This window comes from Acuticoccus sp. (assembly GCF_965213555.1).
GTDB lineage: Bacteria > Pseudomonadota > Alphaproteobacteria > Rhizobiales > Amorphaceae > Acuticoccus.
In genome coordinates this window covers 2,913,793-2,926,991 of the sequence record NZ_OZ243890.1, presented here as the reverse complement: position 1 = coordinate 2,926,991, position 13,199 = coordinate 2,913,793, and the positions used below count along the sequence as shown (strand labels likewise).

The 13,199-nt window shown below is 70.5% G+C and carries 11 protein-coding genes and 1 tRNA gene; 4 read left to right on the top strand and 8 right to left on the bottom strand.

The features are described 5' to 3' along the window. Positions 1–410: 410 nt before the first annotated feature. Positions 411–1,539, bottom strand: a protein-coding gene (prfB, locus tag ACOOE8_RS13835; RefSeq protein ID WP_420392031.1) for a peptide chain release factor 2 whose coding sequence is annotated in 2 segments (ribosomal slippage) — positions 411–1,469 and positions 1,471–1,539 — 1,128 coding nt in all. Because the reading frame shifts where the segments join, the coding sequence is not laid out codon by codon here. Positions 1,540–1,654: 115 nt separating this feature from the next. Continuing rightward, on the bottom strand, positions 1,655–2,857 hold the full coding sequence (locus tag ACOOE8_RS13830) for a mandelate racemase/muconate lactonizing enzyme family protein (protein ID WP_420392030.1): 1,203 nt from the start codon (positions 2,855–2,857) through the stop codon (positions 1,655–1,657). 51 nt (positions 2,858–2,908) lie between these two features. Here ACOOE8_RS13830 and ACOOE8_RS13825 point away from each other — a divergent pair, with 51 nt between their 5' ends. Then, positions 2,909–4,264: a capsule biosynthesis protein gene (locus ACOOE8_RS13825; RefSeq protein WP_420392029.1), complete on the top strand. Its 1,356-nt coding sequence runs from the start codon at positions 2,909–2,911 to the stop codon at positions 4,262–4,264. Positions 4,265–4,271: 7 nt separating this feature from the next. Here the strand turns inward: ACOOE8_RS13825 and ACOOE8_RS13820 are convergent, their stop codons facing one another. From ACOOE8_RS13820 to ACOOE8_RS13805, 4 genes are all read right to left on the bottom strand, one after another. Beyond that, the gene (locus tag ACOOE8_RS13820) at positions 4,272–5,186 is read right to left on the bottom strand and encodes an SMP-30/gluconolactonase/LRE family protein (RefSeq protein ID WP_420392028.1); all 915 of its coding nucleotides are present in this window, start codon (positions 5,184–5,186) and stop codon (positions 4,272–4,274) included. Positions 5,187–5,298: 112 nt separating this feature from the next. Then, complete coding sequence (locus ACOOE8_RS13815) at positions 5,299–6,249, bottom strand: dihydrodipicolinate synthase family protein (protein ID WP_420392027.1); 951 nt, start codon at positions 6,247–6,249, stop codon at positions 5,299–5,301. A 95-nt stretch (positions 6,250–6,344) separates the two neighbouring features. After that, positions 6,345–7,010: a protein-L-isoaspartate O-methyltransferase family protein gene (locus ACOOE8_RS13810; RefSeq protein WP_420392026.1), complete on the bottom strand. Its 666-nt coding sequence runs from the start codon at positions 7,008–7,010 to the stop codon at positions 6,345–6,347. 54 nt (positions 7,011–7,064) lie between these two features. After that, positions 7,065–7,138, bottom strand: a tRNA-Cys gene (locus ACOOE8_RS13805). Between the two features lie 150 nt (positions 7,139–7,288). Here ACOOE8_RS13805 and ACOOE8_RS13800 point away from each other — a divergent pair. The 3 genes from ACOOE8_RS13800 to ACOOE8_RS13790 all read left to right on the top strand — a co-directional run bounded on the left by ACOOE8_RS13800 (position 7,289) and on the right by ACOOE8_RS13790 (position 10,971). Next, positions 7,289–9,772: a cellulase family glycosylhydrolase gene (locus tag ACOOE8_RS13800; protein ID WP_420392025.1), complete on the top strand. Its 2,484-nt coding sequence runs from the start codon at positions 7,289–7,291 to the stop codon at positions 9,770–9,772. Between the two features lie 148 nt (positions 9,773–9,920). Then, a complete protein-coding gene (locus ACOOE8_RS13795) occupies positions 9,921–10,307 on the top strand; it encodes a hypothetical protein (protein WP_420392024.1) in 387 nt (128 codons plus the stop codon). A 46-nt stretch (positions 10,308–10,353) separates the two neighbouring features. Further along, a complete protein-coding gene (locus ACOOE8_RS13790; protein ID WP_420392023.1) occupies positions 10,354–10,971 on the top strand; it encodes a TIGR00730 family Rossman fold protein in 618 nt (205 codons plus the stop codon). A 115-nt stretch (positions 10,972–11,086) separates the two neighbouring features. Here the strand turns inward: ACOOE8_RS13790 and cysS are convergent, their stop codons facing one another. Then, a complete protein-coding gene (gene cysS / locus ACOOE8_RS13785; protein WP_420392022.1) occupies positions 11,087–12,445 on the bottom strand; it encodes a cysteine--tRNA ligase in 1,359 nt (452 codons plus the stop codon). Positions 12,446–12,876: 431 nt separating this feature from the next. Then, positions 12,877–13,035, bottom strand: coding sequence for a YqaE/Pmp3 family membrane protein (locus ACOOE8_RS13780; RefSeq protein WP_420392021.1), 159 nt, complete (start codon positions 13,033–13,035; stop codon positions 12,877–12,879). Positions 13,036–13,199 lie beyond the last annotated feature (164 nt).

Below are 13,199 nucleotides of genomic sequence, written 5' to 3'. Positions count from 1 at the left end.
GACGCAAGGCGCGGAACGCTCCATGGCAGCGGCGTCGATGGGCGTCGGGTCCGATGTTCGCGCATCACAGCTAAGCCACGATGCGGCGAAGCCGGAGGCGGATCGCGGAGCTTCACGAGGGTCAAGGAGTTCGCCGGATCCTCCTCGGTGCGGGTGGCGACGGCGCGCATGGGCGACGTGGTCGAGGAAGCGCACGACCCGGTTGCGATGGCGGTCGAGGAAGCGCCGAAGTCCGGTCGGCGCCTTCCTAACGATAAACCGCTCTCGCAAATCCTCCGGCGTAAGCACGCGGCCGTCCTGCGGAGCCCTCCCACGAGCGAGCCGGTCCACGGCGCCGCGCGCCCATCTCGTTCGCGCGGCGGGATCCCATCTGCGCAGGACACGGTGCCGGTGCCCCGCGAGCCCGGCGATCAATCGACGTCCGCGACCTCCTCCTCCGTGCCGTAGGCACGCTGAGCGAGCGCGGCCTCCATGAAGGGGGTCAGCTCGCCGTCCAGGACGTCGTCGGGCGCGGTGGACTCCATGCCGGTCCTGAGGTCCTTCACGAGCTGGTAGGGCTGCAGCACGTAGGAGCGGATCTGGTGGCCCCAGCCGATCTCGGTCTTGGAGTCCGCCTCTGCCTGCGCCGCCTCCTCGCGCTTCTTGAGCTCCGCCTCGTAGAGCCGCGCGCGCAGCATGTCCCACGCCGTCGCGCGGTTCTTGTGCTGCGAGCGCTCGTTCTGGCACGCGACCACGATCCCTGTGGGCAGGTGCGTCAGCCGCACCGCCGAGTCGGTGGTGTTGACGTGCTGCCCGCCAGCGCCCGACGCACGGTAGGTGTCGACGCGCACGTCGCCCTCGTTGATGTCCACCTCGATGCGGTCGTCGACGACCGGGTAGACCCACACCGAGGCGAACGAGGTGTGCCGCCGTGCCTGGCTGTCGTAGGGCGAGATGCGTACGAGGCGGTGGACGCCGGACTCGGTCTTCAGCCAGCCGTAGGCGTTCTCGCCCTTCACCTCGATGGTGGCCGACTTGATGCCCGCCTCCTCGCCGTCGTTGTACTCCAGCGTCGCGACCTTGAAGCCGGCTTGCTCGGCCCAGCGCACGTACATGCGCAGCAGCATCGCCGCCCAGTCCTGCGACTCGGTCCCACCGGCGCCCGAGTGGATCTCGACGTACCCGTCGTTGGCGTCGGCCTCGCCCGACAGGAGCGCGGCGACCTGCTTGCGTCCGAGCTCCGCCTTCAGCCGCACGAGCGAGGCCTCCGCCTCCTCGACGACGGCGCGGTCGTCCTCCGCCTCGCCGAGCTCGATGAGCTCGGTGGCGTCGGACAGCTCCCGCGCGATGGTGTTGATCACCGCGATCTGCGTCTCGAGCCGCTGGCGCTCCTGCATGAGGCCCTGGGCGCGGCCCGGATCGTCCCACAACGAGGGGTTCTCCGCGGCGGCGTTCAGCTCGGCGAGGCGTTTGTTGGACTCGTCCCAGTCAAAGATGCCTCCTCAGCAGGCTGAGTGCCTGCTCGATCTCATCTACGAGGGACTGGGTCTCGGCTCTCACGTCGCAGCTCCTGCTCGAAGAGGCCCGATGTACGCGGCCGCCACCGCGCTCGCAAGGACGGGCGAGCGCCCCCTTAAAAGGGCGAGCGCCCCTGACAAGGACGGGCGAGCGCCCCTTAAAGGTCAGCGGCGGTGGTGCGCTGCACGACGACGCCCTCGCGGCTGGCGACGTCGGACAGGAGCTCGATGCCGTGGCCAGGCGCCTCATGCAGCGTCAGCATCCCGTTCGCCACGGTCGGCAGCCCGGTGACGAGGTCGTTGTACCAACCCTTGTAGAACGCGCGAACGCTCTCCATCACCAGGGCGTTGGGCACGTGCATGGCAAGGTGAGACCCAGCCGCGTAGCCGACCGGCCCCGTGCAATCGTGCGGGGCAACCGGCACGCGCCAGGCCTCGGCGAGGGCTGCGATCTTGCGCGCGTCGGTGAAGCCGCCGCACCATCCGAGGTCGAACATCGCGACGCCCACCGCGCCAGTCGCCAGCGCCTCACGGAAGTGATGGATTGTGGACAGCGTCTCGGAGACGCAAACGTGTGCTTCGCTATGGGGAGCGTAGTCCGCGATGTCCGCGGGGTTGTCGAGGCGGAACGGGTCCTCATGCCAATAGGTGTCGTACTCCGTGAGGGCCCGGGCGAGGCGCTTGGCCATCGGCAGGGACCACAGGGAATGGAACTCGACCATGATGTCCATCCTGTCGCCGACGGCGACCCGGATCTTCTCGAACGGCTCGAGCGCCGTGACGAGCTCGTCGGCGCTGATGTCCCACCCCCCGGAGCGCTCGGCCGCGGCGTCGAAGGGCCAGATCTTCATCCCCGTAATGCCCTCCTCCAAGAGCGAGTGGGCAAGCTCGTCGGCACGGTGGAGGAAGCCGTCAAGGTCCTCGTAGGCGCCCTCGGCGCCGAGCGCGTAGTTCGCGGTGCGCTGGCCGAGCGCGCGGCGCATGTACCCCGCCCCGGCGCACGTGTTGTACGTGCGGATGGACGAGCGCGCGCGCCCGCCGAGCGCGTCGGCGACGGGCAGCGTCGTCGCCTTGCCGAGGATGTCCCACAGGGCGATGTCGACGGCGGAGACCGCCCGCGTCTCGACCCCTGCCGCGCCCCAGCCGAGGTAGGGAACGAGGCTCGCCCGTCGCGCCGGGATGGCGCGCGGGTCCTCGCCGATGAGCCGCGGTGCGCACCACTCGTGGAGGTAGGCTGCGACGCTCGCCGGCGCCTTGCTCGCCTCGCCGAGCCCGACGATGCCCTCGTCGGTCTCGATGCGCAGCCACAAAAGGTTCTCAAACGGTGGAACGCGCAGCGTTTCGAGGGCAGTCATCTTCATGGCGCGATCCGGCGTCAGTGTTGCTTCCTCGATTAGCTGGCGTCGCTTACCTTGCAAAGTCGCACCTCGCCGAACTGGACCGATCCCGTCCACCCCGACGCATCCAGCGCGCTCGCAGCATCGTCCGGTCCCTCGGGCGGGCGCCACGTGCTGCTGCTGCAAGGCCCGCCGACGACGTTCTTCAACGCGCTCGCCGCAGCGTTCCTGGAGGCTGGCGTCCCCGTGACGCGCGTGCTCCTCCACGCCGGCGACTGGCTGCGCGCGCGCGGCCAGGGCGACCCCTATCGCGGGCGGCTCGAGGCGTTCGACGACCACCTCGACGCGCTCATGTCGCGCGAGCGCATCACGGACGTGATCTACTTCGCCGACCGCCTACCCTACCACCGTGTCGCCGCGGAGGCCGCGGCGCGCCACGGGGCGACGCCCTACGTGGTGGAGAACGGCTACCTCAGGCCGGACTGGCTGACCCTGGAGCCCGGCGGCATGGGCGCCTACTCGAGGTTCCCCACCGACCGCGCGCACATCGAGCGCGTCGCCAGGGACGCGCCGCCCGTCGACAACGTCATCCGCTACCGCCACTCCTTCGTCCACGAGGCGACGTGCGACGTGACCTACACGCTGGCCCGGCTCCTGCTCGCCCCGGCGTACCCGCACTACGAGCGCGACCGGCCGAACCATCCGCTGAAGGAGTACGCGTCCTGGCTGCCGCAGCTTGTGCGGCGGCAGATCGCCCGCGCCCGCGCACCCAGCCAGCTCCGCCGCATCATCGCTGTCTCCAAGCCCTTCTTCCTGCTGCCGCTGCAGCTCGAGGAGGACTATCAGATCCGGCACAACTCGCCCTACCGGCGCATGCGCGAGGTGGTGGAGGAGGTGTTCGCTTCCTTCGCGGCGCACGCGCCCGCCGAGGCCTCGCTCCTCGTCAAGATCCACCCCCTCGACAATGGACTGGAGAACTGGCAGCGCACCCTGAAGCGGGTGAAGCGTCGGCACGGGCTGACCGGGCGGGTGCGGATGATCTCCGCCGGGCCGCTTCAGGAGATGCTCGACCACGCGAGCGGCGTCGTCCTCGTCAACTCCACCGTCGGGCTCTACGCGCTGCGCACGGGACGACCGGTCAAGGTGCTCGGCACCGCGATCTATGACCTGCCGGGGTTGACCGACGGCCAGCCGCTGGACGCCTTTTGGCGCGCTCCGAGCCCTCCTGATGCAGGCTACGTCGAGGACTTCGTGCGCGCGCTCGCCAAGGCGACGCAGCTCAAGGGCAGCTTCTACGATCCGGCCGGCGTCGCGGTCGCGGTGCACGAGATCGTTCGACGGGTGCTGAGCGACGTCGGCACGAGCGACATGTTCGTCGATCCCCCGCCGAGGCTGCCCAGCGCGCGCCTTGGTGGCGCGAGCGCGGATTGACGACCCCTCAGCTGGGGTAGGCCATCCCGTTCGTCGCAAGGTACGTCGCGTAAAGCGAGGACGTGCCGCATATGTAGAGCCGGTTGCGCGCCCGCATCCCCCAAGCGACGTTGGCCACGACCTCCGGCACGCGGACCTTGCCGACCAGCGCACCCTCGCCGTTGTAGCAGCGGACGCCGTCGCCGGCGCTCGTCCACAGGTAGCCCCGCTCGCAGAAGCGGAAGCCATCGAACACGCCGTGGTCGCATTCGACGAACACCTCGCCGCCCGAGAGCCGCGCACCGTCCACCCCGAAGCGGCGGATGTGTCGTGGCCCGCCCGACACGTGGCTGATGCCGGTGTCGGCGACGAACAGCCACCGGTAGTCCGGCGAGAAGGCGATGCCGTTGGGCCGCACGAAGTCGGTCGCGACGGCGCGAACCATCCCCGTGTGCGGGTCGATGCGGTACACGTCGCACGAGGGGAGCTCCTGGGCGGCGCGTGCCCCCTCGTAGTCCTTGTCGATGCCGTAGGTGGGGTCGGTGAACCAGACCGCGCCATCCGGCGCGACCACCACGTCGTTGGGCGAGTTGAGCCGCTTGCCGTCCACCCGGTCGGCGAGCACCGTGATCGTGCCGTCGTGCTCGGTGCGCGTGACGCGCCGGCCCGAGTGCTCGCACGTGACGAGCCGCCCTTCCCGGTCGCGCGTGTTGCCGTTGGCGTGCCGCGCCGGCTCGCGGAACACGCCGACCGTCCCCGTCGCCTCGTCGTAGCGCAGCATCCGGTCGTTCGGGATGTCGGAGAAGACCAGCGCACGGTGAGCCGCGAAGTACGCCGGGCCCTCGAGCCAGCGTCCGCCCGTCCACAGCTTGTCGAGGGCGCAGTTGTTGAGGATGAGCGCGCGATACTCGCGCTCGATCACCTCGAGGTGCGGGTGGTACACGCGGGCTTCCCTCGGCAGCGTGATGGCGCGGCGCGCTGGTGGGCGAGCCGCGCCGCGCAGGATCAGACGGTTTAAGTCGCCCGCCTCTGGAGCGGTTGAGCCGGGCGCCGGCTCACTGCGCGGCGATGGCCACGCCGCCGGCGTCGAGCCGTCGCTCCAGGCGGTCGATGAGGCGCGTCAGCTCCTCGTGGCCCGTGCGGTCCAGCGAGGGACCCGGCGCGCGGGTCGCGGCGGACGCGAGGACGCCGCGCCGGCGCAGGATCTCCTTGCGCACCGCGAGGCCGAAGCCAGGCTGCTGCTCGTGGCGCAGCACCGGCAGGTAGAGGTCGAAGAGGTCCTCCGCGCCGTCGCGATCGCCGGCATGGTGGCGCCGCACCACCTCGACCAGCATCTCAGGGTAGGCGAACCCCGTCATGGCGCCGTCCGCGCCGCGCGCGAGCTCCTGCGGCAGGTAGAGCCCGCCGTTGCCGACGAGGATCGACACGCGCCGTGCCCCACGCGCCTCGGCTGCGGCACGCACCGCCGTGAGCTTCGGCAACCCCGGCCAGTCCTCGTGCTTCAACATGACGACGGAGGGCACGGTCTCCACCAGCGACGTGAAGGCCGCGGCCGAGATCGGCATCTGCGTCGTCAGCGGAAAGTCCTGGTAGACGAGCGGCACGTCCGGCAGCCGCTCCGCGATCGCGGCGAACTGCGCGATGACGTTGGTCTCGGTCTTCGCAGCAGCGCTCGGCGCGACCATGACGCCCGCGGCGCCGTGGTCCATCGCGACGTGCGCAAGGTTCACGAGGTTGTCGAGCCCGGGGTTCGACACCCCCACCACGACCGGCACGCGCCCGTCCACGCGGCCGAGCACCTGGGCGATGATCTCGGCCGACTCGTCGGTGGTCAGCTTGGGCGCCTCGCCCATCACGCCGAGGATGGTGATGCCGTCGACGCCGCTCTCCAGGTAGAAGTCGGTCAGCCGGTCGAGGCTTGTGCGATCGACCGCCCCGTCGTCGCCGAACGGCGTGGCGGAGATGATGTAGACGCCCCGGGCGTCCTCGGTGAGCCGATGGGCCATGGCAACCCTCCCCGCGGTTCGATGATGCCGGACCGTACCATGGCCGCGGGCAAGCCGGCCAGGGCGTCGCGCGATGCGATGGGACGCGCCAGCGCCTAGAACACGAAGGAGGGTTCGGTGCGGAACCCCGGCAGGACGTGGGCCGCAGCGTTGAACGCGTAGCGCATGGACACGCCCTCCTCCCCGCGCACGTAGATCTGCGCCCGGCCGGCGAGCCCCTCGCCGTGGACCGCCACGAGCCGACCGCCCGCCTTGAGCTGATCGAGGAGGGCAGTCGGCTCGGTGAGGATCGCCCCGTCGACGAACACGACGTCGAACGGCGCCTCCGACGGGTAGCCCGCGTCGAGCGGCCCCGTCACGACGACGACGTTGGACACGTCCTCGAGAGCCGCCCCGGCGCGCTCGGCGAGCGCCCCGTCGCACTCGAGCGCGATGACCGAGCTTGCGAACTCGCCGATCACCGCGGCCGCGTAGCCGAGCCCGGCGCCGACGAGGAGCACCACGTCATCCTCGCCGATGCGGGCGAGCTGCAGCAGGCGGCCGAGGACGGCAGGGCGCGTCATCGTTCGCAGCGGCCGACCGATGGCATCGCGCACGATGGGGATCGCCTCGTCGGAGTAGGCGATGGCCCGCTGATCGCCCGGCACGAAGCGCTCTCGCTCCACCATCAGCATGGCGTCTTGGATGCGGTGGTCGGTGACGTCGAACGTGCGCAGCTGGTTGTTGACCATGCGCGTGCGCAGGACAGAGGCGTCGCCCATGGGGCCTCCGAGCTGGTGCCTAAGGGTCCGACCGCGTGGCGTGCCCGCCGGACCTGGAGGCGACGGCCGGAATCGAACCGGCGTGCACGGATTTGCAGTCCGCTGCGTAACCACTCCGCCACGTCGCCGCGGCCGGATCGTTACGCCAAAGCAGGCGGTGCGGCAAGCGCGGCTGCGCACGCCCGCCAAGAGCCCGCGCCACGTGGCTTTGTCCGCCCGACGGAAGCACGCTAGACGTGGACCGGCGGGCGAGCGCGTCCTACGGGAGGGACGACCCTATGGCGGACACGGCGGCGGAGGCCACCCTCGAGTCGAGCGTTCGCGAGCGCTGGGACGGCGGCGCGGTGATCGACGTCACGCTCACCGCCGCCGACCCCCTCGCCGGGTGGCGCGTGGAGCTCGACGCTGGGGGCGAGATCGTCGAGCTTTGGAACGCGATCGTGCTCGAGGCGACTGGCACGCGCTACGTCCTCGGACCCGCCCCCTACAACCAGCTGGTCGCAGCAGGGACCGCCGTTGCCTTCGGCCTCAAGGTCGACGGCAGCGGTCCCTTCGAGCTCCTGGGCTCCGACGTCGAGCTCGCCGCAGAGGCCGCGGCGCGGACGGCGCAAGAGCCCCCGAGCGCCGTCGCCGAGGCGCCCGATCCCGCAACGGAGCCTCAGGAAGAGGCCTCCGAGGCGCCGCACCTCCCGTCGATCACCGTCGGCCCTGTGACGGTGGCGGAGCCGACGGGCGCGTCCGATGCACGAGCTGATCCAGCACCGACCCCCTACTCCGTCCGCGGGGCTGCCATCGTCGACGCCACCGGCCGTCCGGTGACGATCCATGGGCTGAACTGGTTCGGCCTCGAGACCGACATCTTCGTCCCGCACGGACTGTGGGCGCGCAACTGGCGCGAGCTGATGGACGAGGTCGACGCCCTCGGCTTCACCACGCTGCGGCTGCCATTCTCCGGCGAGCTCGTCGCGTCGGGCGGTGGAACGCCGAGCGGCATCGACTTCGCGCTCAACCCGGACCTCGAGGGCCTCGACGGGCTCCAGATCCTTGATGCGATCGCGGACTACGCCGAGACCGTCGGGCTCAGGATCCTCTTCGACTACCACAGGGGAACGCCCGGCGGCGGTCCCAACGAGAACGGACTGTGGTACGGCGACGGGCGCACTGAGGCCGACGTCATCGCCGAGTGGCAGGCGATGGCCGAGCGCTACGGCGACCACCCGGCGGTGATCGGCGCTGACCTCATCAACGAGCCGCACCTTGCGACCTGGGGCGACGGCTCGGCCACCGACTGGGCTGCCGCCGCAGAGCGCATCGGCGAGGCGGTGCTCGACGTCGCGCCTCACTGGCTGATCGTCGTGGAGGGCGTCGCGGTCCATGACGGCGACGCCTACTGGTGGGGCGGCAACCTGCAGGGCGTTCGTGAGCGTCCCGTCCGCCTGTCGCACCCGGACAAGCTGGTCTACTCGGCCCACGACTACCCCCCGTCGGTCCACGAGCAGCCCTGGTTTGAGACCGGCCGGCCCCTCGAGGAGACCTGGCGCAAGAACTGGGGCTACCTCGTGGAGGGGGGCGTCGCGCCCGTCCTCCTCGGCGAGTGGGGCGGACGGCTCGCCACCCCCGCGGACCAGGCCTGGGCGGACGCGCTGTCATCCTACATGACCGAGCTCGACCTGCCTTGGATGTGGTGGTCGCTGAACCCCAACTCGCGCGACACCGGAGGTCTCTTCGAGGACGACTGGAGGACGCTGCGCGATCCCGTCGCCCAGCTCCTCGAGCCGTTCCTTGTAAGGACCCGTGAGGACGACCCCGCCGGGCCGGCGACGGTGGCAACCTTCACGGTGACGCTGGAGGCACCCGCCGACGCGGACTTGTACGTCAAGTACGCGACGGCCGACGGGACCGCGAAGGCCGGCGAGGACTACGTGGCGACGGCTGGGACGCTCGACTTCGCCGCGGGCGAGCGGGTCCGCGAGGTCGCCGTGCCGGTGCTACCCGACGCCGTCGCCGAGGGCGACGAGTACTTCTACCTCGTGGTGAGCGCGCAGGGTGCGCAGCGAGCCCTCGGGACGGCGGTCGTCGCCGAGGAGGAGCGGGACCGGCGACCGGCCGGACCGCCCACCGTCGACGTCGCCAACGCGCTGGTGCCGGACGGGGCGGGCGCGGCGCGCTTCCGCGTCGTCCTCTCTGAGCCCTCGACGCGCGACGTCACGGTGGACTACCGGCTCGCGACGAACGACGGCGCCGTGGAGGCGCTCGGCGGTACGCTCGTCGTCCCCAGCGGCGAGCGGGAGGCGACGCTGGAGGTCCCGGTGGAGGACGGGACGGGCCGACTGACGCTCGAGCTCACCGGAGCGGACGGCGCCACCATCCGCGGCGGGTCCGCGCAGGCGACGGTCGCGAGCGGCTCGGCCGGGACGGCGGGGGGCGCGGTGCCCTCACCGGACGCGACGCAGCTCGCCATCGACCTCATCCTCGAGAACGACTGGGGCGACGGCGCGCTGTTCAACGTCGTCCTCAGGAACACCTCCGAGGCGCCGGTCGCCGGCTGGACGCTGAGCCTCGAGCTGCCGTTCGACGTTGCCGAGGTGTGGAGCGCGCACCTTGCCGCCGATGAGGGCGCGCGCGTCACGTTTCAGAACACCGACTGGAACGGTGCCATCGCCCCCGGCGAAGCGGTGGGTTTCGGCTTCGTCGCGGACGCCGGCGGCATCGCGCTCGGAGCCCTCCTCGCCGGTGCGGACGTGGAACTTGCCATACAATGACGGGTTCGGTTTGAACGGTTGACCCTGGGGTCGCGTTACGGGGGCGTGGTCGTCGACGCGCGGCCCCCTTCCGATCCGTCGCTGGCCCCCCGGCGACGTTCCAACCCGCGGTCACGGCGTCGCCAGGACCGCATCTGTGGAGCGCTGCATGAACGTCACGAACCTCATCATCACGGTGATCATCATCGCCCTGATCGTTGCCGGAGGGGCCTACTACCTCGGCTACTTCGACGAGACGGTGGAGGATCCCGTCGTCACCACCACCGAGACGGAGGGCGCGGACGTCACCGTGGAGACCGCCGAGCCCGAGGTGAACGTCGAGACGGTGCCGGCGACCACCGAGGGCGATGCTGCGACGACCGAGACCACGCCGGTCGAGATCGAGACGACGGAGACCGCACCGGCGGCCACCGAGGCCCTGCCCGCCGAAGGCGACGCCACGACGACGGGCGCGGAGGAGCCGACCTCGCAGGACGCGGACCCCGCTCAGACCGACTCCATCGAGACCGAGCGCGAGCCCGCCACCGCCAACTGACGCCGCGCCTCGGCGGCACGTACGCAAGTGCGTGCCGCCAAGGCGCATGATAGCCTTGTCCGCCATGGGACTGACGAGCGTGTGCGTCTATTGCGGCTCGGCGACGGGACACGACCCGCGCTACGCCGCCGCCGCCGAGGAGCTTGGCGTCGCCCTCGCCAAGGCCGGTCTCGGCCTTGTCTACGGCGGTGGGTCGTTGGGCCTCATGGGTCGCATCGCACGAACCATGCTGGACCACGGCGGCAAGGTCGTCGGCATCATCCCAAGCTTCCTACACGAGCGAGAGGTGATGCTGACGGAGGTCACCGAACTCATCGTCACCGACGACATGCACGAGCGCAAGCGGCTGATGTTCGAGCGCTCCGACGGGTTCGTGGCGCTGCCTGGCGGCGTCGGCACGCTCGAGGAGGTCGTCGAGATGATGACCTGGTCGCAGCTCGGCCGGCACGAGAAGCCCATCGTCCTTGCCAACGTACGCGGCTTCTGGGACCCGTTGAACGCGCTCATCGTCCACATGAGGGAAGCGGGCTTCATACGGCCAGGCTGGGAGGTGAGCTACGAGGTGGTCGGCGAGGTCGCCGACGTGATCCCGAGGCTCATCTCAAGGCATACGACGCTCGCCGCCGAGCGCGAGCCGCGCGAGGCCACGCTGCGGCGGCTCTGACCCATCACGAACCTAGGGCGGTTTGGGGTTAGGTGGAACCACCTAACCCCAAGAAGACCGCTCCTAATCGAGGAGCTAGAGCCTCTTATCTGGGTCTGAGGAGACCCAGGATGCTCTAGTCGGCGAACGTCCACGTGGTCGTCGGGCGGCCCGCCTCGTCCTTGCCGTCCCTCAGCGCGATGCCCTCGGCAGCGAGGCGGTCGCGGATCGCATCGGCGTCGGCGAAGCGGCGTGCGACCCGCGCCTCGAGCCGCTGCGCAACGAGCGCGTCCACGTCGATCGAGATGGCCCGCGCGCGCCGCTCGGCCGCCGCCGCCTCGCCCTCCGCGACCCGTGCGAGGTCGAGGCCAAGGAGCCCGGCGCTCGCCCCGAGCGAGGCCGAGCGCTCGAGGGCCAGCTCACCGAGCCGCGCCACGGCGCGCGGCGTGTTGAGGTCGTCGTGCAGCGCAGCCACCACGGCGGCGTCCGCCGCGCCGTCGCCGCCCACATCGCCGCTCCACGACCGCAGCAGCTCCCGAGCGTCCGCGACGCGCCGCGCCGTCCAGCCGATGGGCTGGCGGTAGTGCGTCATCAGCATCGCGAGGCGTAGGACGTCACCCGAAGCCTCACCGAGCGCGTCGCGGATCGTGACGAAGTTGCCCTCGGACTTCGCCATCTTGCGCCCCTCCACCTGGAGGAAGCCGTTGTGCATCCACACGCTCGCCATCTCCTCCACCGCGAAGCCCGCGCAGGTCTGCGCCCGCTCGTTCTCGTGGTGGGGGAAGACGAGGTCGATGCCGCCGCCGTGGATATCGAACGTCTCACCGAGGAAGTGGTGCGCCATCGCGGAGCACTCGATGTGCCACCCCGGACGCCCCGGCTCGGCGATCCCCGCGGGACTGTCCCAGGCCGGCTCGCCCTCGCGCGAGGGCTTCCACAGCACGAAGTCCATCGGGTCGCGCTTGTACGGCGCGACCTCCACCCGCGCTCCGGCCACCATCTCGTCCAGCGAGCGGTGGGACAGCGTGCCGTAGGAGGCGAGGGAGCCGACGGCGAACAGGACGTGGCCCTGCGCCGTGTAGGCGTGCCCGCGGGCGACCAGCGCCTCGATCAGCGTACGCATGTCGCCGACGTGGTCGGTGGCGCGCGGCTCGTGGGTCGGTGGAAGGCAACCGAGCGCGCCTACGTCCTCATGGAAGTCGCGGATCGTCGCCGCAGTGAGCTCGCCGATGGAGACGCCCTCCTCCCTGGCGCGCACGTTGATCTTGTCCTCGACGTCGGTGATGTTGCGCACGTAGGTGACGCACGCCTCGCCGTAGGCGCGGCGCAGCACGCGGAACAGGACGTCGAAGACGATGAGCGGCCGCGCGTTGCCGATGTGGGCGCGCGCGTAGACCGTTGGGCCGCAGGCGTACATGCGCACGCTCGCCGGGTCGCGCGGCACCAGCTGCACCTTGGCGCGGGTCCGCGTGTCGTAGAGCGTCAGCGGATCCATGGCGGTCGATGGGTGACAGGGGCGCTCGCAGCGTTTGCCCGTGTGTTGCCACATGGTCCTGCGAGCGTCGACCTAAACAATTGTCCCGAGTTCGAAAAGCGTGCGGTAGGCATGTGACAAGGTTGCAACGTTCGCCGCTTCCCCTTCGCATGGAGTTGTGTTGATCCAAGGATCGACGCTTGGATGGCCCGCGGGAGATGGGGGGAGAGACATGATGCAGCAGACCGTAGGGGCCCTTGCGGCGCTGGCCATCTTGACGCTCCTGATCGTGGGACCCGTGTTCGTCGTGGTCAGCAACGCCGCCGACGGCGGGCACCCGACCCGGTGCGCGGACACGATCGGCTGCAACGCGCCGTCCACGGAGCCCTTCCCGAGTTAGGGTCTAGGTTTTGGGGGGTGGGTGGCCTCCGGGCCGCCCCCCAACCCATCGCTCAACGGCGCGCGATCACCCAGATCGCGTGGATGATGCCGGGGATGTACCCCAGCAGCGTCAGGATGATGTTGAGCCAGAACTGCAAGCCGATGCCGACCTGGAGGAACACGCCCAGCGGTGGCAGGAAGATGGCGCAGAGGATGCGAACGATGTCCATGGGAAGCTCCATAGTTTCCCACTCAACGATCGAGCGCGTCGAACGATCCGTGCCCCGACCGGCGCCACCTCGGGCGTGACCCGTGCGCTCCTGAGCGATCTGCCGTTCCGACCCGGGTCACCGGGCTGCTCGGCGACGGGACCATCCTCGAGCCTTTAGCGGAC